The sequence below is a fragment of the Polynucleobacter necessarius genome, from assembly GCF_900095215.1.
Classification (GTDB): Bacteria; Pseudomonadota; Gammaproteobacteria; order Burkholderiales; family Burkholderiaceae; genus Polynucleobacter; species Polynucleobacter necessarius_H.
On the sequence record NZ_LT606949.1, the window covers coordinates 221,101 to 237,012 of the forward strand.

The following is a 15,912-nucleotide window of genomic DNA, read 5'->3' on the forward strand; positions in this document are numbered from 1 at the left end:
TCATTGCGCTGCCATTTTTGCCATAACGAAGATACCCAGGTGTTAGATACCCGGGTATCTGACGATGGCGATACTATTCGCCGTCGTCGCCGTTGTGCCAAATGCGATAAGCGCTTTACAACTTATGAGCGTGTTGAATTGGCGTTGCCAGCTATCGTTAAGAAAAACGGTAGTCGTGTGGAATACAGTCACGATAAGTTGGCAAGCTCAATCAAGTTGGCTTTGCGTAAGCGTCCAGTGTCATCAGACTCTGTCGATGAATCCATTGCACGCATTGAAGAAAAACTCCTGAGCCTTGGTGAAAAAGAAATCCCGAGCGAACGTGTTGGCGAGCTTGTGATGCGCGAGCTTAAGCGTTTAGATAAAGTGGCTTACATCCGCTTTGCCTCGGTCTACAGAAGCTTTGCCGATATTGAGTCTTTTGAAAGCGCTTTAAAAGAGCTCAAATAAGAAGAGTCTAAATAAATAGAAATAAAAAAGGACTGCATTGCAGTCCTTTTTTATTGGCTAAACAATGAACGGTGAGTTATTTCAGCGCCGCAAAAATAGAAGCGGTTATGTCTTCAACACTGCCAGTACCGCTGACTTTGCGATAGGCTGGCGCCTTCACTTTATCGGCTGGATTGGCTTGCGCAGCCCATGAAGAGTAGTACTCGACTAATGGGCGAGTCTGATCGTCATACACTTGTAGGCGCTTGCGAACAGTTTCTTCTTTGTCATCATCACGTTGGATCAATGGATCGCCAGTGACATCATCTTTACCTTCAACCTTGGGTGGGTTGTATTTGATGTGATAAGTGCGGCCAGATGCTGGGTGAACACGACGACCACCCATGCGATCGATGATGGCATCAAATGGCACATCGATTTCTACAACGTAATCAATTGGTACGCCAGCATCTTTCATCGCTTGCGCCTGTGGAATGGTTCTTGGAAAACCATCAAACAAATAATCTTTGCTGCAATCTGGTTGAGCTAAGCGATCTTTCACGAGGCCAATGATGATATTATCGGAAACAAGGCCGCCAGCATCCATAATTTTTTTAGCAGAAATACCCAGTTCAGTTCCGGCTTTCACGGCAGCGCGCAACATATCGCCTGTGGAGATTTGTGGAATAGCGAACTTTTCGCAAATAAACTGAGCTTGTGTGCCTTTGCCAGCACCTGGTGCACCGAGCAGAATCAACCGCATTGTTTTCCCCTTAGAAGAGCTGTCATTGTCCCGTATTTTGTCGGGATCCTTAGTACCTATTGCCTAGGATTATCCCCGAGACCCATTGAATGGTCTGAGATTGCTTTGCTAGACTAGGGGCGGCCCAGTAGCTTCCGCACCCTTTCTAGGTCCTCTTGGATATCGACACCTGCTGGAGACGCTTCTAGGGCGGTATGAACCGCTATACTGTAGCCATTCCAGAGGGCGCGTAGTTGTTCTAGGGCTTCAGCTTGCTCTGGAGGTGCTGGTTCTAGGCGGGTATAGGCCTGTAAAAAGTTAGCGCGATAGCCATAGATGCCTAAATGGCGCAAATGGATAGTTTTTGCACTGCTTTGCGCGTCTCTTACAAAGGGAATTGGGGCTCTTGAAAAATAGAGCGCTTCGCCAGATCGATTGAGAACTACTTTCACTACATTGGGATTATTGATCTCTGCAATATCGGCAATCGGAACGGCAACTGTGGAAATAGCGCACTGCTCATGTTCAGCAAGAGTGCGAGCTACCTGATTAATGAGTTCGGGTGGAATCAGTGGTTCATCACCTTGCACATTCACTACCAATGCGTTGTTGGGTAACTTCAGTAGCTGCGCAACCTCTGCAATTCGCTCTGTGCCAGTATGGTGATTCTCGCTAGTGAGCAAACACTCAATACGATGCTCATCACAAGCAGCTTGTATTTCCGGTGAATCTGTTGCAACAACTACGCCTTGTGCAAGCGATTGCTTTGCGCGCTCAGCAACCCGAATGACCATCGGTTTGCCGCCAATATCTGCTAAAGGTTTGCGAGGCAAGCGAGTCGACCCCAGTCTTGCTGGAATGACTACTAAAAAATCAGGCGCTTTGGAATCCGCGTGCATGAAATAGTGGTGCTGAATTAAGCGATTTCATCGGCGCTAAGACTGCGCGCTTCATCTACCAGCATCACTGGCACATCATCCCGAATGGGGTAAGCCAAGCGATTTGCCTTGCAAATCAGCTCCTTTTTCTCAGCATTTAAATGCAGCTGACTTTTACATAAGGGGCAAACCAAAATATCGAGCAGTCGTTTATCCATGATTTCTTGAGTTACGTTTTTATTAGTGTTTCTAACAGAGTTTCTAGATTGGTGTTGGGACAGTGTAGTGCTTTGTCAACCAAGATCACAAGTGTTACAAGTTATAGCGATAAGGATCTGGTCTTCGCAGGATGGATTGCAGCCAGTCAGCCAAGCTATCCGAGAGGCGAAGAGATATCGGCACCACCCAAATGCGCTCATCGACAATAGTTGAGCATTTCACAGCATCTTTTTCAGTAATTAGAATGCACTGCGCATTGGTCTTGGCGAAAAACTCAGAAGTGTAGGTGGCGTGATCAGGTAGCGGAATGGTTTTGGCGGCAATACCGTTTTTTAGTAGATCATCAAAAAATCCCTGTGGGTTACCCAGGGCCGCAACAGCGGTGATTTTGCTAGGCAAATAGCTATCTGCAATTTGCGCTAGTGTCTGCGTGTTCGCTGGATTATTCAATTGGTATGCCTTGCCAAAATGACTCAATAGTGAAAAGGCGCGACGCCCTAAAAAATATTCATCGTGCGAACCCAGTTGAGCATTGCCCTCTTTGATTTTCCCTGTAAATAGCGTCGCATCACGTTCACGGGTAGCGGGTTCACGTAATGGGCCAGCCGGTAGCAAAAAGCGATTACCTTCTCCGCGTCCATCGCGTACTACGAACTCAATGTCACGCCCACCTTCTCGAGCAGGCCAGCGAGCTAAGCCGCTGTGTTGTAGGCCGTCGTCACTAATGATCACGTTGACATTCGGAGAGTGCTTCAACAAGGCTTGGATGCTTTTTTGACGGTTAGGAAACACCCAAATCGGAAACTGATCATGTGTTCGTCTAGCGATTAACGCGGGTTCATCACCAACGAGTGCTGGGTCGGAATTACTTTTGACTTGAACGGGAGTGGTTTGCGCTGAAGAGCCATAGCCACGACTAATGATCCCGGGATTCCAGCCTAGTTGCTGCAATCGTTCTGCCAGTGCGATAACGATGGGAGTTTTGCCAGTGCCGCCAACTCTGATATTGCCAACGATGATGATGGGTACAGGGGCGGGCTGCTGTTTGATGAAGTCAGTGTCCTGAATCAGTTTTCGAGCCCGTAAAACCAAACCATATAACCAGGAGAGTGGCCACAGCAATAAGCTGGTGGGACCGCGTCTTTCCCAGAATTGAGGTGCTTTACGGAAAAAAGAAAAGGCCATGAGTAATATTTTTCTTAATACGTAATTACTTTTTAGTTTGGCGGCTAAACACGATATTGGGACGATTCGCATCTCTAGCGGATTCAAGCGCGCTCATCACGGCTTGATGCGGTGCTTTAGCATCGGCATCAATATTCACTTGCAATCTATTGACACCTTCTTTTTGAGTGGCCTGCCCGCTGAGCTGAGTTAGGGCCGCACTTAACTGTGAGCGATCGGTGACTTTGCCGTTGATCGCAAAGCGCCCATCGCGGCTAACCGCAATATGGATTTGTTTGACCTCAGCTTGACTCTCGCTGCCATTGGCAGTTGGCAATGTAATAGCAAGCTCTTGATAGTGCGTGAAGGTGGTGGAGATCATCAAGAATATCAAGACCACCAACAGCACATCAATAAAGGGGATGAGATTAATCTCGGGATCCACTGGAGTAGAGCTTCTCCCTAAAGGAAATCTTCTTCTTGCTTGCGAGAGTGTTTCTAACCAACTCATTTAGTCACATGAACTGCGTCGCTTGGATAAAGCTTCTTAAAAATTTGCCGTGTGAATTCTTCACACTCACGCTGACGTTGATTGGCCATAGCGCGTAATCCACGCCAAGCGACTAATGCAGGAATGGCAATTAACAATCCAAATGCAGTGTTGTACAGCGCCACAGAAATGCCGTGCGCTAGTTGTTGTGGGCTACCTGCGGCACCATTGATCGCACCTTCGCTACCAAAGATCTCAATCATGCCCACTACGGTGCCAAATAAGCCTAGCAAAGGGGCGACGGTGGCAATCGTTGTAAGAATGCCAAGGTAGCGATCCAGCTTGAGCCATATGGTTTGTGCGCTTACTTGTAGCTCTTCGAGCGCGGCTTTAGCGCTACTGCCAATCAACTGCTCTTTCAGGGCGTATGCGAGCAATGGGCTTGCTGGCGACATTTGGGCTAAATCCGCAATTTGTAAATCGCTGACGCTAGTCCTTGAGTTTTGCATCTGATTAGCGAGCGAAAAAGCGGTTTCAAGGCAGTTTTTGGGGAAAATATGGGTTTGACGCAAATACCAGCTACGCTCTAGGGCGATAGCCATACCCAACATAGAAATCATGAGAAGAGGCCAAATAGGCCAGCCAGCGGATAGTAAGATGGAGTACATAAGCTCAGTACTTTAGCTGAATTAAAAAGCCTGTTTCAGAAAGCTAGCCTGTGGATAACTCTGTGCAAAACTTTTTGGAATTTGTGTCGTAAGTCCTTGATTGATCGTGGTCCTGATCATTTATTGCCAAAAATGCAGTTTATCGTATAAATTTATTTCTATATAAATCAATGACTTATATTATGTATGTTGGATTTATGAGACGTTTTTGGTCAGTAATTACTTACTTATAGGTATTAAACCTAAAGCGAACTGGAATCTGTGGATATGTCATTGTCTCTCAGCCAGATAGCTAGAGGGTTCAAGAGGAAAAATGTCGGCAACGATAGACAAATCAAGGGAAATTCTGAGCGTTGGCGATCTCAACCGCGCCATAGCGGCCTCTTTAGAGGACCGTTTCGATACGGTCTGGGTAAGCGGGGAGATTTCGAACTTCAAGGCTTATGACAGCGGGCATTGGTATTTCTCTCTCAAAGACGAAGAGGGTCAGATACGTTGCGTGATGTTCCGCGGACGCAATGGTCAAGTTGGGTTTATGCCGCAATCTGGCGACTTAGTGGAGGTTAGCGCGAATCTGGGTATGTATGTGCCACGCGGGGATATTCAGCTGACGATTCAGACTTTGCGTCGCGCAGGCATGGGTGGATTGTACGAAGCCTTCCTGAAACTCAAAGCCAAACTCGCTAAAGAAGGATTGTTTGATGACGAACGGAAACGGGATATGCCCACTCACCCAAGATCGATTGGCATCATCACATCAGCACAAGCGGCAGCTTTAAAAGATGTCTTAAGTACGTTAGCTAGAAGAGCGCATCACATTCCGATTGTGATTTATCCGACACTAGTGCAGGGACCAGACGCACCCGCTGGAATTGTTTCAGCGCTCAAGACGGCTGAAAAAGAAAAAGCAGTCGATGTCATTTTATTGGTGCGAGGCGGTGGCAGTATTGAAGATCTCTGGGCGTTTAATGATGAGCAGTTAGCGTATGCCATCGCAGATTCATCTATTCCGGTGGTGAGTGGTGTTGGACATGAAACCGATTTCACCATTGCAGACTTTGTTGCAGATTTGCGTGCGCCAACACCAACTGGTGCTGCAGAGCTGGCGGCACCTCGAAGAGATCAAATGCTGCAAGAGCTCGATGCCATCATGCAAGCATTGCTCCAACGCATCAATCAACGTATTGAGCGCGAGGCGCAAACCCTAGATCAATTGGCGCTCAGACTGAGCCATGCTTTACCCAATCCCGATCGTATGCGTGAGCAAATAAGCGGCTGGCAGAAGCGATTAAATCAAGCCTGGTCAGTGCGTGTGGAGAATTGGAAGCGCAATCAATCTCATTACCAATCGCAGCTAGAGATGCTTAATCCGCAAAGAACGTTAGAGCGTGGATATGCGGTGATTTTAAGTAAAGAAAATGAAGCGTTGCATGCGGTCCGAAAACCATCCGAGTTGAATGTAAGTAATGACTTTCAAATACGATTGGCCGAGGGGCAAGTGGAGGTGCAATTCGCGAATGTGAGTCAAACGGAAAGTAAGTAAGACCAAGCATTGCTCGAGTCATGCATATGGCAAATATCGACTCCCACTTAAAAAATGTTGGGCTCGATTTGTAAGCTCACTCCAAACTCTGCACGCACTTTATCCTGAATGCATTTTGCGAGCCCAAGAACATCTTGAGCTGTTCCACCACCATGATTGACGAGAACAAGTGCCTGGTTTTGGTAAACACCAACGTCACCCATGCGTTGGCCTTTAAAACCGCATTGATCAACGAGCCAAGCGGCCGCCAATTTGCGTTTACCGGTTGCATCTGGATATGAGACTAGGTCAGTATGCGTTTTGAGCAAAGTTTCAAATTGCTCTTGGGGAACAATGGGGTTCTGAAAGAAGCTACCAGCATTACCAATGACGGTTGGGTCTGGCAGTTTGCGAGTGCGGATCTTACATGCCGCTAAAAAGATCTCTTCTGGACTTGGATTAGAGCCCTCGAAAAATTGCGTTGCTAAATCCGCGTAATGAATGCGGGCTTGCCAAATTTTAGGCAGTTTAAAAACGACCTGTGTCACGATAAAGCGGTGGGGGTTTTGCTTGAAGTAGCTATCGCGATAAGCAAAGTGGCAGGCTTCTTTTCTCAGAGTGACAAAGGCTTGTTCTTTTGCGTCAAATGCTTCGATGCTATCAATGTAATCTGCAACCTCAACGCCATAAGCACCAATATTTTGAATGGGTGCGGCTCCTACTGTACCGGGAATAAGCGCTAAATTTTCTAAGCCCGGTAAGTCATTCTCTAAAGTCCAGATCACGAGTTCATGCCAATTTACGCCACCACCAACCGCTAAATAAGTAGCCACCTCGTCGGAGGCAATCATTTCTTGCCCAGTGATATTCATGAGCAGAGTTGCCCCTGAAAGGCTCTCAGGAAGAATGACGTTGCTGCCACCTCCCAAAACCCGCCATGTCAGTTTTTGCTTGGCAATATCTGAAATCACCGCCGGAATTTGCTCTGGTGAAGTGATTTCGTAGGCCAGTTCGGCGCTAGCGTCAAAGCCAAAGGTATTGCGGTGCTTTAACCCGAGATTTGGGATCAATTTTGCTGGTAGGGGCCCATTTTGAGCACGGTTCATGTCACAATCTTATTCGTAAAAGAATCTAGGGCGTATTTTTTGGCGGTAAAGTCGAGCATAAGCCAGCAGGTAACCAAATAAGCAACTAAGTAAGGAGTAAAATGTCATCATTTGACGTTGTATGTGAGCCCGATATGGTTGAGCTCAAAAATGCGATTGAGCAATCCAATAAAGAAATCAGCAACCGCTTTGACTTCAAAGGGTCAGATAGTCGCGTAGAGCAAAAAGATGAAGCGCTCATTTTGTTTGGTGACGATGACTTTAAGTTAGGTCAAGTTCGCGATGTGCTGATTAATAAGATGGCCAAACGTAATGTGGATATGCGTTATCTCAAGGATGACAAAACTGAAACCATTGGTGGTGATAAGCGCAAGCAGACCATGAAGATTCAAAAAGGTATTACTTCTGAGTTGGCAAAAAAAGTCGTACGCATCATTAAAGACAGCAAGATCAAAGTGCAGGCCAGTATTCAGGGTGATGCGGTGCGTGTCACTGGCGGTAAGCGTGATGACTTGCAAGAGACAATGGCCCTCCTTAAAAAAGAAGTGACAGAGGCGCCGCTAGGCTTTAATAATTTCCGTGACTAATGTTGCGCCAGCAATAGCCACAGCAAGCCAAGAAGCCATTGAGCGCTTCTGCGATGCTTGCTGGCTGGAAGATGGCTGTGCTCAAAACAGTCTGGTCGCATACCGCAGAGACTTATTGTTATTAGCCCAGTGGCTTTATAAGGAATCTGGAGGCGATCTCTACGGAGTCACTGAAAAAGATCTGACTGCGTATATTGCCCATCGCAGGGCTGATAAGGCAACCACTGCCAATCGTCGCTTGACTGTTTTCAAGCGCTTTTACCGGCATGCACTACGTATGAACTTGGTAAAAAGTGATCCCTGTATGGGTTTGCGTGCCGCAAAGCAAGCGCTGCGTTTTCCAAAGACGCTGAGCGAAGATCAGGTAACGACATTGCTGAATGCACCCGATATTGAAACGCCTTTAGGTTTGCGCGATCGCACGATGTTGGAGTTGATGTATGCCAGTGGTTTGCGTGTATCAGAAATTGTTTCCTTGAAAACAGTCGCACTGGGTTTGAATGAAGGTGTAGTGAGAGTCATCAACGGCAAAGGCGGAAAAGAGCGCTTGGTGCCGTTTGGTGGTGAAGCGGGACAGTGGCTTAGAAAGTATTTGGCCGAAGCGCGTACCCCTTTGTTGGAAGGCAAAACATCGGATGCGGTATTTATTGGGCGGCATACCGGTACTGGTTTAACTAGGCAGGCGTTTTGGGCGCTCATAAAGCGTTATGCCACGGTAGCCAATATTCCGGTTGCGTTATCACCGCATACGCTGAGACATGCATTTGCCACCCATTTACTTAATCATGGGGCGGATTTAAGGGTGGTACAGCTGCTTTTAGGGCATGCGGATATCTCTACTACCCAAATTTATACCAACGTGGCCAGAGAAAGACTTAAATCGATCCATCAACAGCACCATCCCCGTGGCTCATAAGTGTTTAAGATAGCGATATGAAATTGACTCTCGATCTCTTGCTCATCCCGATTGCCTACATCGTAGGGTCTATCTCTTTTGCGGTAGTGGTGAGTAAGTGCATACGCTTGCCCGATCCTCACTCTTATGGTTCTGGTAATCCGGGCGCAACCAATGTGCTGCGGACTGGTAATAAGTTGGCTGCTGTGCTGACTTTGATCGGCGATGCGCTCAAGGGTTACTTTGCAGTAATGCTCGCACGCGTTATCTTGGGTGATGCATCCTTAACCTCGACATTAAATTCTTGGTTACTTTGTGGGGTGGTATTGGCTGTTTTTTTTGGACATCTCTTTCCCGTATTCCATGGCTTTAAGGGTGGCAAAGGTGTTGCTACCGCATGCGGGATTTTGTTTGGCATTAATTGGATATTGGGATTGGCGACATTGAGTACATGGATTATTGTGGCAATGTTTATGCGCTATTCATCGTTAGCCGCATTAGCTGCTGCCATCGTTGGCCCCATCTATTTTGTATTCTTATTTGGCTTTCAGCCAATGGGCATAGCACTCTTGGTGGTGTGCCTTCTTTTAATATGGCGCCATCGCAGCAATATTCAGAATTTACTCAATGGCACTGAGAGTCGTATTGGCTCTAAAAAATCGCCCAAATAAATAATGAAAATAAACAGCCAAATAAGCAACATCAATACCGAAAGTAAAAACACACGATGACTATTGCCTACGCTTGTGTACTTTTTATGGGTCTTTTGCCTTATGTGGCAGCAGGCATGGCTAAAAAAGGTTTTGAGGGTTACGACAATGCGATGCCAAGACAATGGCTGGCCAAACAAACTGGCTTTAGGGTGCGAGACAACGCGGCTCAAGCCAATCTATTCGAGTCATTACCCCTTTTCTTTTCTGCTGTAATCATTGCGCAAATTGCCAATGCCCCACAAGACAGAATTGACTGGTTTGCAATGGGGTTTGTACTTGCGCGCATTGCTTGCCTTGTTTGCTATATCGCCAATTGGCCCACCACTAGATCAATTGTTTGGTTATTTGGGATGATTTTTGCAGTAAGTTTGTTGTTTCAGATCTAAGCATCTTAAGAAGTAAGTCAACTAAAGCAAGACGATTCCTCAAACATTAGAACTATTAAAATTGAGAAAAATTATTTTTTATGGCATCTAAAAAACCAGTGGTAACAAAAAAGACGATAACAGTAAAAAAACTGCCAGCTAAGACGGCAGCTAAAAAAGTAACTGCCTTCAAAAAAGAATCCGCAAAAGATGAGTCTGGACTGCCGTTGTCGGTAGTGATTCGTCGCCGTATTGAGGCACAAAAGGCCCGCTTTCATGCAAATGACAATATTTCCGCATTTATTAAACCTGGTGAACTCGATGGCTTAGTGGATGAGGTGGCGGAAAAGATGCAGGTGGTATTAGAAAGTCTCGTCATCGATACTGAAAATGATCACAACACCAAAAATACTAGCCGTCGCGTAGCAAAGATGTATGTGCAAGAGGTCTTTAATGGGCGCTATGTAGAACAACCCACCTTAACTAAATTTCCTAATGTCAGCCGTCTAAATGAGCTCATGATTATTGGGCCAATTACTGTGCGCAGCGTCTGTTCACACCACTTGTGCCCTATCATGGGCCGCATTTGGATTGGCGTATTGCCAAGTAAAGAGTCTGCCCTGATTGGCCTATCCAAATACTCTCGCCTTACTGAGTGGGTGATGGGTCGACCACAAATTCAGGAAGAGGCTGTAGTGGAATTGGCGGACATGCTTGAGAAAAAGATTAAGCCGATTGGTGTGGCGGTAGTTATGGATGCTGATCACTTCTGTATGCAATGGCGCGGTGTAAAAGACCGAGACTCAAAGATGATTAATAGCGTTATGCGTGGAGTCTTTCTAAAAGACTCTAACTTACGTCGTGAGTTTTTGGCTTTGATTGATCGTAAGTAAGCTCAATTCAGAGTCTCAATAGAAGCAATGAAAAATCGATTTCTGTTACCCATCTTTTTGTTGATTGTTGTTAGTGTGTTTTCTTGTGCAAGCTTCCCTTCCGAAAATCAGGATCCTGCTAAAAACAATAAGGCTGCCTACAACCAAGATTTACAAGATTGTAAAGAGGACTATCCCGAAACAGGTTCGGGGGTGCATATTCGTCAGTGGATTAATTGCATGAAACTGAAGGGTTGGAAGTAGCGCTTAACAGGCTCAGGGCGACCCCAGTTTCATCCACATATTTTGCTGAGAACAATTCTCATCTATATTCCCATATAAATCATAGACTTGCGTGGTAACTAGCTGCGCCATTTCTTCTCCACTATGATCTTCTCTAGCTTTAAATGAGCATCAATTTTTTTTATGTACTTTTAAAGTATTTGCTGTTTTATTTTTTTGGAGAATTCATGAAAAATAGTCGTCGCCAATTTATGATTTTGTCTGCTGCTGGTGCTTGTACATTGGCATTGAACGGTAAAGTTCAAGCTCAAGCCATGGTTGCTGAAACCGATCCGCAAGCTGCTGCATTGGGTTACAAGGCTGATGCCTCTAAAGTAGATAAAGCGAAATACGCTAAATACGCAGCTGGTCAACAGTGCGACAACTGTTCCCTCTACCAAGGCAAGCCTGGTTCTGCCGCTGGCGGTTGCTCATTGTTTGCTGGCAAGCAAGTTGCTGGTAAAGGTTGGTGCTCTGCTTACGCTAAAAAGGCTTAATTCACAGGAGTGAGTTGCTCAATTTTAGAGTATTGCTGCACGACAAAAAAGACCGCCAAATGCATTTGGCGGTCTTTTTTGCTTGGACTCCCAGCATGACCTCTGCCTCTATTTGACCGATAATCCAAAAGATAGCAACCAAATAAATAAGACAAAGAGCGGCTGCGAAGATAAATGAAACATTCATTTAAATAGTGGATAAAGCATGATTCCTTCTATTTTGGGGGTGATCAGCCGTCGGTAGCTTGGGCCGAGCGAATTAGGTCAGTTTTTGGGGCTTTTATTGGCCTTATGAATTGCTACCGCTAAATATCTTGGTGAGCTTGGCGGCATGGATGAGTGGATAATGGCTTCCTTTGGTGCTAGCGCTTTGCTTGTTTTTGCGTTGCCTGGAAGTCCCATGGCTCAGCCTTTGGCGGTTATCGCCGGCAATACCTTATCAGCCCTAGTGGGGATTTCGGTGCTGCATCTGGTTGGTGAGCCGCTTTTGGCTTTGCCTTTGGCTGCCACCCTATCTATCTTGGGGATGTTTATATTGCGCTGCTTGCACCCACCTGCAGCCGCAGTTTCTTTAATAGTGGTGCTGAGCCATGCAATGCACTATCGGTATGCCTTTTTTCCAGTAATGATTGATTCAGTATTGCTGATTTTGGCTGGGGCAGCCTATAGCAATTTAACGGGCAAAATCTACCCCAATAGACCATCTAGATAGAAAACAAAGGATTGGCTTATTTGATCTTTCCAGAAGTAATTGAGGCTTTGCAGTCTGTAATGCTGTAGTTTTGAAATTTACCCGCATTTTCTTTGCGAACCGACTGACTACATTCGGTCAGTGAGTTACGTAAATTGATTTTAGGGATGGTGCCTGTTGCCATGTTGTCTCCTTATTTTTATGGTTTTAAAAATCCACGCTATTTTGCGCTTTTTTGATTTGAGTAAATTCTTTCACTTTTCGAAAGTCAGACCCTAAAAGCCTTAAAATGAGCCATTAATTACTTATAAAGAGCATAAAAGCTTCATTGATTATTTATGACCCTAGTGTTCCCAATTATTCTTTGCGGTGGTTCGGGTGCGCGACTTTGGCCTTTATCTCGCTCAGGCTTTCCGAAGCAATTTTTGGGGTTATCTGTGGATGGCTCATCCCAAAGTCTTTTTCAGCAGGCGGTAGGGCGCATTAACTCCGTTGCGACCCCAGATATTCAAATTGGCAACACACTAGTAGTAACGAATGAAGATCACCGATTCTTAATTCTGGATCAATTGCGAGAATTGACATCAATTCATGCAACTTTATTGCTTGAACCAGTTGGGCGCAATACAGCGCCTGCTTTAAGTATGGCGGCGCTATGTGCACAGCAATTATCAAATGGTGTAGATCCTATTTTGGTTATTACCCCTGCAGATCAAACTATTCACAATCAAAGTGCTTTTACTAAGGCGCTGCAAGACTGTATTCATTCCGTAGAAGACGCACCGAATGCAATCGCTATCTTAGGCATCACGCCAACTGCACCAGAAACTGGCTATGGATATATTCAGCGCAACGATCACAAAGATGCAAATAATGCCTACGAGGTGAAGCGTTTCGTAGAGAAGCCAGATGGGAAGATGGCGCAGACTTATTTGTCTGAAGGTTTCTATCTTTGGAATAGCGGTATGTTTGTTTTAAAAGCAAGCACTTGGTTATCCAGCCTTAAAGAATTTCGTCCAGATATTGCAGACGCTTCGGAAAAAGCATGGCAAACAAAATCAGAAGATTCTTCCGGTGGAGCAAGCTTTATTCGCCCAGGAAAAGCTGAGTTCGAAGCCATTCTAAGTGAATCAATTGACTATGCGGTCATTGAGAAGTGCCCGCAATCCCGTTTCCCAGTCAAGATGGTTGAATTGAACGCTGGTTGGAGTGATCTTGGTGCATGGGATGCGGTCTGGCAGGTTGGTAATCAAGATATCAATGGCAATGTCACTAGTGGCGATACCTTGCTTGCTAATACTAAAAATTCATTGGTGTATGCTAACAGCCGTTTAGTGAGTGCTGTTGGCGTTGAAAATTTAGTCATTGTAGAAACTGCTGACGCTGTACTTATTGCGAACCGTAACAATAGCCAAGATGTTAAAAATATCGTTAGTCAACTAGAAGCCCAGGGGCGTGAAGAGAAGAATTTACATCGCAAAGTAGCAAGACCTTGGGGGTGGTATGACAGCTTGGATGAAGGCGAGCGCTTTAAGGTCAAGCGAATTCAGGTAAAACCAGGTGCGAGCCTCTCGTTGCAAATGCATCATCACCGCGCAGAGCATTGGATTGTTGTTAAGGGTGTTGCAGAAATTACTAACGGTGATCAAGTGATTACCCTCAAAGAAAATCAAAGCACCTATATCCCTCAAGGGCAATCTCACCGTCTGGCAAATCGGGGTACAGAGCCCCTAGAAATTATTGAGGTGCAATCTGGTAGCTACTTGGGCGAAGACGATATAGTTCGTTTTGAAGATAGCTACGGCAGAAATTAAGGAAAACAGTATGAATCTAAAAACAGTTGCTCTAATCACAGGAGTTACCGGGCAAGACGGCTCTTATTTGGCGGAGTTTTTACGTGAGAAAGGCTATTCTGTTCATGGGGTCAAGCGCAGAACCTCTCTTTTTAATACAGATCGTATTGATCATTTATTTCATGACCCCCATGAGCACGGAAGAGACTTTACTTTGCACCATGGCGATATGACGAATTCGAGTGCATTAACTAGCATTATTCAACAAGTTCAGCCTGATGAAATTTACAACCTTGCAGCACAAAGTCATGTAGCTGTAAGTTTTGAGGAACCAGAATATACCGCTAATAGCGATGGTTTTTGGGCCTGGCGAATTCTCGAGGCAATTCGAATGTTAGGCCTAGAAAAGAAAACTCGTTTTTATCAGGCCTCTACATCTGAGCTCTATGGTTGAGTACAAGAAATTCCCCAAAAGGAAACCACGCCTTTTTATCCAAGCAGTCCTTATGCGGTAGCAAAGTTGTATGCATATTGGATCACCGTCAACTATCGAAAAGCATACGGCATATATGCGTGCAATGGAATTTTGTTTAATCACGAAAGCCCAAATCGGGGCGAGACTTTTGTTACACGCAAAATTACTAGGGCTTTAGCTCGAATTAAGCTCGGTATTCAAGAATGTCTTTTCTTGGGAAATCTTGATGCAAAGCGGGATTGGGGGCATGCAAAAGATTACATCGAAATGCAATGGCTAATGCTGCAACAAGACACTCCTGATGATTATGTTATTGCTACCGGTGTCCAGTATAGTGTGCGTGAATTTGTAGATGCGGCCGCAAAAGAGTTGCAAATGACCGTTCGCTGGGAGGGTTCGGGGGTTAATGAAAAAGGTTATGCCTCTCAAGGCAAGTGCGTGATTGCAGTAGAGCAGAGATACTTTAGACCCACCGAAGTTGAAACTTTATTGGGCGATGCATCAAAGGCTCATCACAGGTTAGGTTGGAAACCCCGGATTACTTTTGAACAGTTGGTTTCTGAGATGGCCGCTGCATATATGATTGAGGCAGAGTTTGACCTGCAGGTAAAAAAGCAGTCATAAAGCTTTGAGAAATCAAGGTTGATAATGAGTAATAAGCCGTTGGTCTTGCTTACTGGTGGTCGTGGAATGGTTGGCCGGAATATTCTTGAGCATCCAATGGCGCAGCATTACTCTTTTGTTTCACCGACAAGCAACGAGTTAGATCTCCGCGACTTTTTGAGTGTTAAAAGCTTTTTTGATAAAACAGCCCCTGAGTTTGTGATACATGCTGCTGGTCGTGTTGGGGGCATTCAGGCCAATGTGGCACACCCCGTGGATTTTTTTGGTTGAAAATATTGATATCGGAAGAAACGTTATTTTGGCATCTCGCGATGCTGGAGTAAAAAAAGTATTGAATCTTTCAAGTTCATGCATGTACCCACGTAATGCGGCAAACCCATTAACGGAAGATCTAATCTTGAAGGGTGAGCTTGAGCCTACCAATGAAGGGTATGCGCTAGCAAAGATATTTGCGATGCGTCTTTGTGAATATATCCAAAAAGAAGATAGCTCATTTCAATATAAAACCTTGATTTCTTGTAATTTGTTTGGCCGCTTTGATAAGTTTGATCCAAGACACTCACATTTAATCCCTGCCATTATTCATAAGATTCACTTGGCTAAGGTGAATAATGAAAATACTGTTGAAATTTGGGGGGATGGAAACGCTCGTCGAGAATTTATGTATGCGGGTGATTTGGCTGATGCTATCTTCAAGGCAATTACTTCTTTTGATATGCTCCCTAGCCTCATGAATGTGGGTTTAGGGGGTGATTATCAATCAATGACTACTATCAGGCTGTAGCGCATGTGATTGGCTGGAAGTGTGAATTTATTCATGACTTATCTAAACCGGTGGGGATGAAGCAAAAGCTAGTATCAACTGAGTTGCAAAATACTTGTGGTTGGCAATCAATGACC

At 45.2% G+C, this 15,912-nt stretch carries 20 protein-coding genes and 1 pseudogene; 13 read left to right on the plus strand and 8 right to left on the minus strand.

All coding sequences use genetic code 11. From position 1 onward, the window contains the following. Positions 1-3: 3 nt before the first annotated feature. Entirely contained in the window at positions 4-450 is a 447-nt protein-coding gene (gene nrdR, locus DXE35_RS01245) for a transcriptional regulator NrdR (protein ID WP_114689281.1), read from the plus strand. A gap of 76 nt (positions 451-526) precedes the next feature. On the opposite strand, the gene adk is transcribed toward nrdR, so the two are convergent. From adk to DXE35_RS01275, 6 genes are all read right to left on the minus strand, one after another. Then, on the minus strand, positions 527-1,192 hold the full coding sequence (adk, locus tag DXE35_RS01250) for an adenylate kinase (RefSeq protein WP_114689282.1): 666 nt from the start codon (positions 1,190-1,192) through the stop codon (positions 527-529). Between the two features lie 113 nt (positions 1,193-1,305). Beyond that, on the minus strand, positions 1,306-2,070 hold the full coding sequence (gene kdsB / locus DXE35_RS01255) for a 3-deoxy-manno-octulosonate cytidylyltransferase (RefSeq protein WP_114689283.1): 765 nt from the start codon (positions 2,068-2,070) through the stop codon (positions 1,306-1,308). A 17-nt stretch (positions 2,071-2,087) separates the two neighbouring features. Beyond that, positions 2,088-2,267, minus strand: a complete 180-nt coding sequence (locus DXE35_RS01260) for a Trm112 family protein (RefSeq protein WP_114689284.1) — start codon at positions 2,265-2,267, stop codon at positions 2,088-2,090. Between the two features lie 94 nt (positions 2,268-2,361). After that, a complete protein-coding gene (gene lpxK / locus DXE35_RS01265; RefSeq protein WP_114689285.1) occupies positions 2,362-3,453 on the minus strand; it encodes a tetraacyldisaccharide 4'-kinase in 1,092 nt (363 codons plus the stop codon). Between the two features lie 25 nt (positions 3,454-3,478). Then, positions 3,479-3,877, minus strand: coding sequence for an ExbD/TolR family protein (locus DXE35_RS01270; protein ID WP_331851918.1), 399 nt, complete (start codon positions 3,875-3,877; stop codon positions 3,479-3,481). Between the two features lie 62 nt (positions 3,878-3,939). Next, a complete protein-coding gene (locus DXE35_RS01275; RefSeq protein WP_114689287.1) occupies positions 3,940-4,590 on the minus strand; it encodes a MotA/TolQ/ExbB proton channel family protein in 651 nt (216 codons plus the stop codon). A 313-nt stretch (positions 4,591-4,903) separates the two neighbouring features. Here DXE35_RS01275 and xseA point away from each other — a divergent pair, with 313 nt between their 5' ends. After that, on the plus strand, positions 4,904-6,133 hold the full coding sequence (gene xseA / locus DXE35_RS01280) for an exodeoxyribonuclease VII large subunit (protein WP_114689288.1): 1,230 nt from the start codon (positions 4,904-4,906) through the stop codon (positions 6,131-6,133). Positions 6,134-6,180: 47 nt separating this feature from the next. Here xseA and murB read toward each other — a convergent pair whose 3' ends face one another. Continuing rightward, positions 6,181-7,218 carry a UDP-N-acetylmuramate dehydrogenase gene (murB, locus tag DXE35_RS01285; protein WP_114689289.1) on the minus strand — a complete coding sequence of 346 codons (1,038 nt, stop codon included), beginning with the start codon at positions 7,216-7,218 and terminating at the stop codon, positions 6,181-6,183. Positions 7,219-7,319: 101 nt separating this feature from the next. Between murB and DXE35_RS01290 the strand changes: the two genes are divergently transcribed. The 7 genes from DXE35_RS01290 to DXE35_RS01330 all read left to right on the plus strand — a co-directional run bounded on the left by DXE35_RS01290 (position 7,320) and on the right by DXE35_RS01330 (position 12,141). Continuing rightward, positions 7,320-7,805: a YajQ family cyclic di-GMP-binding protein gene (locus DXE35_RS01290; RefSeq protein WP_114689290.1), complete on the plus strand. Its 486-nt coding sequence runs from the start codon at positions 7,320-7,322 to the stop codon at positions 7,803-7,805. Next, positions 7,792-8,721: a site-specific tyrosine recombinase XerD gene (gene xerD / locus DXE35_RS01295; RefSeq protein WP_415070260.1), complete on the plus strand. Its 930-nt coding sequence runs from the start codon at positions 7,792-7,794 to the stop codon at positions 8,719-8,721. The genes DXE35_RS01290 and xerD overlap by 14 nt, the downstream gene beginning before the upstream one ends. 17 nt (positions 8,722-8,738) lie before the next feature. Then, positions 8,739-9,371 carry a glycerol-3-phosphate 1-O-acyltransferase PlsY gene (plsY, locus tag DXE35_RS01300; protein WP_114689292.1) on the plus strand — a complete coding sequence of 211 codons (633 nt, stop codon included), beginning with the start codon at positions 8,739-8,741 and terminating at the stop codon, positions 9,369-9,371. Between the two features lie 56 nt (positions 9,372-9,427). Beyond that, on the plus strand, positions 9,428-9,799 hold the full coding sequence (locus DXE35_RS01305; RefSeq protein ID WP_114689293.1) for an MAPEG family protein: 372 nt from the start codon (positions 9,428-9,430) through the stop codon (positions 9,797-9,799). A gap of 80 nt (positions 9,800-9,879) precedes the next feature. After that, positions 9,880-10,671, plus strand: coding sequence for a GTP cyclohydrolase I (folE, locus tag DXE35_RS01310; protein WP_114689294.1), 792 nt, complete (start codon positions 9,880-9,882; stop codon positions 10,669-10,671). A gap of 449 nt (positions 10,672-11,120) precedes the next feature. After that, the gene (locus DXE35_RS01320) at positions 11,121-11,429 is read left to right on the plus strand and encodes a high-potential iron-sulfur protein (protein ID WP_114690337.1); all 309 of its coding nucleotides are present in this window, start codon (positions 11,121-11,123) and stop codon (positions 11,427-11,429) included. Between the two features lie 346 nt (positions 11,430-11,775). Then, positions 11,776-12,141, plus strand: a complete 366-nt coding sequence (locus DXE35_RS01330; RefSeq protein WP_197713917.1) for an HPP family protein — start codon at positions 11,776-11,778, stop codon at positions 12,139-12,141. A 16-nt stretch (positions 12,142-12,157) separates the two neighbouring features. On the opposite strand, the gene DXE35_RS09165 is transcribed toward DXE35_RS01330, so the two are convergent. Then, complete coding sequence (locus DXE35_RS09165) at positions 12,158-12,304, minus strand: hypothetical protein (RefSeq protein WP_162784920.1); 147 nt, start codon at positions 12,302-12,304, stop codon at positions 12,158-12,160. A 154-nt stretch (positions 12,305-12,458) separates the two neighbouring features. Between DXE35_RS09165 and DXE35_RS01335 the strand changes: the two genes are divergently transcribed. From DXE35_RS01335 to DXE35_RS09435, 4 genes and pseudogenes are all read left to right on the plus strand, one after another. Continuing rightward, positions 12,459-13,934 (plus strand): mannose-1-phosphate guanylyltransferase/mannose-6-phosphate isomerase, encoded by a 1,476-nt coding sequence (locus DXE35_RS01335; RefSeq protein ID WP_114689297.1) that lies wholly within the window; start codon positions 12,459-12,461, stop codon positions 13,932-13,934. A gap of 10 nt (positions 13,935-13,944) precedes the next feature. After that, positions 13,945-15,012, plus strand: a pseudogene (gmd, locus tag DXE35_RS01340) (GDP-mannose 4,6-dehydratase). A 24-nt stretch (positions 15,013-15,036) separates the two neighbouring features. Then, positions 15,037-15,282 carry an NAD-dependent epimerase/dehydratase family protein gene (locus DXE35_RS09430; RefSeq protein WP_197713918.1) on the plus strand — a complete coding sequence of 82 codons (246 nt, stop codon included), beginning with the start codon at positions 15,037-15,039 and terminating at the stop codon, positions 15,280-15,282. Further along, the gene (locus DXE35_RS09435; protein WP_197713919.1) at positions 15,251-15,796 is read left to right on the plus strand and encodes an NAD-dependent epimerase/dehydratase family protein; all 546 of its coding nucleotides are present in this window, start codon (positions 15,251-15,253) and stop codon (positions 15,794-15,796) included. The genes DXE35_RS09430 and DXE35_RS09435 overlap by 32 nt, the downstream gene beginning before the upstream one ends. Positions 15,797-15,912: the final 116 nt, after the last annotated feature.

Excerpts from the sequence above, each read along its gene's own strand:
- adk (WP_114689282.1), bottom strand. The coding sequence starts at position 1,192 with ATGCGGTTGATTCTGCTCGGTGCACCAGGTGCTGGCAAAGGCACACAA.
- kdsB (WP_114689283.1), bottom strand. The coding sequence starts at position 2,070 with ATGCACGCGGATTCCAAAGCGCCTGATTTTTTAGTAGTCATTCCAGCA.
- DXE35_RS01260 (WP_114689284.1), bottom strand. The coding sequence starts at position 2,267 with ATGGATAAACGACTGCTCGATATTTTGGTTTGCCCCTTATGTAAAAGT.
- lpxK (WP_114689285.1), bottom strand. The coding sequence starts at position 3,453 with ATGGCCTTTTCTTTTTTCCGTAAAGCACCTCAATTCTGGGAAAGACGC.
- DXE35_RS01275 (WP_114689287.1), bottom strand. The coding sequence starts at position 4,590 with ATGTACTCCATCTTACTATCCGCTGGCTGGCCTATTTGGCCTCTTCTC.
- xseA (WP_114689288.1), top strand. The coding sequence starts at position 4,904 with ATGTCGGCAACGATAGACAAATCAAGGGAAATTCTGAGCGTTGGCGAT.
- murB (WP_114689289.1), bottom strand. The coding sequence starts at position 7,218 with ATGAACCGTGCTCAAAATGGGCCCCTACCAGCAAAATTGATCCCAAAT.
- DXE35_RS01290 (WP_114689290.1), top strand. The coding sequence starts at position 7,320 with ATGTCATCATTTGACGTTGTATGTGAGCCCGATATGGTTGAGCTCAAA.
- plsY (WP_114689292.1), top strand. The coding sequence starts at position 8,739 with ATGAAATTGACTCTCGATCTCTTGCTCATCCCGATTGCCTACATCGTA.
- DXE35_RS01305 (WP_114689293.1), top strand. The coding sequence starts at position 9,428 with ATGACTATTGCCTACGCTTGTGTACTTTTTATGGGTCTTTTGCCTTAT.
- folE (WP_114689294.1), top strand. The coding sequence starts at position 9,880 with ATGGCATCTAAAAAACCAGTGGTAACAAAAAAGACGATAACAGTAAAA.
- DXE35_RS01320 (WP_114690337.1), top strand. The coding sequence starts at position 11,121 with ATGAAAAATAGTCGTCGCCAATTTATGATTTTGTCTGCTGCTGGTGCT.
- DXE35_RS01330 (WP_197713917.1), top strand. The coding sequence starts at position 11,776 with ATGGCTTCCTTTGGTGCTAGCGCTTTGCTTGTTTTTGCGTTGCCTGGA.
- DXE35_RS09165 (WP_162784920.1), bottom strand. The coding sequence starts at position 12,304 with ATGGCAACAGGCACCATCCCTAAAATCAATTTACGTAACTCACTGACC.
- DXE35_RS01335 (WP_114689297.1), top strand. The coding sequence starts at position 12,459 with ATGACCCTAGTGTTCCCAATTATTCTTTGCGGTGGTTCGGGTGCGCGA.
- DXE35_RS09430 (WP_197713918.1), top strand. The coding sequence starts at position 15,037 with ATGAGTAATAAGCCGTTGGTCTTGCTTACTGGTGGTCGTGGAATGGTT.
- DXE35_RS09435 (WP_197713919.1), top strand. The coding sequence starts at position 15,251 with ATGTGGCACACCCCGTGGATTTTTTTGGTTGAAAATATTGATATCGGA.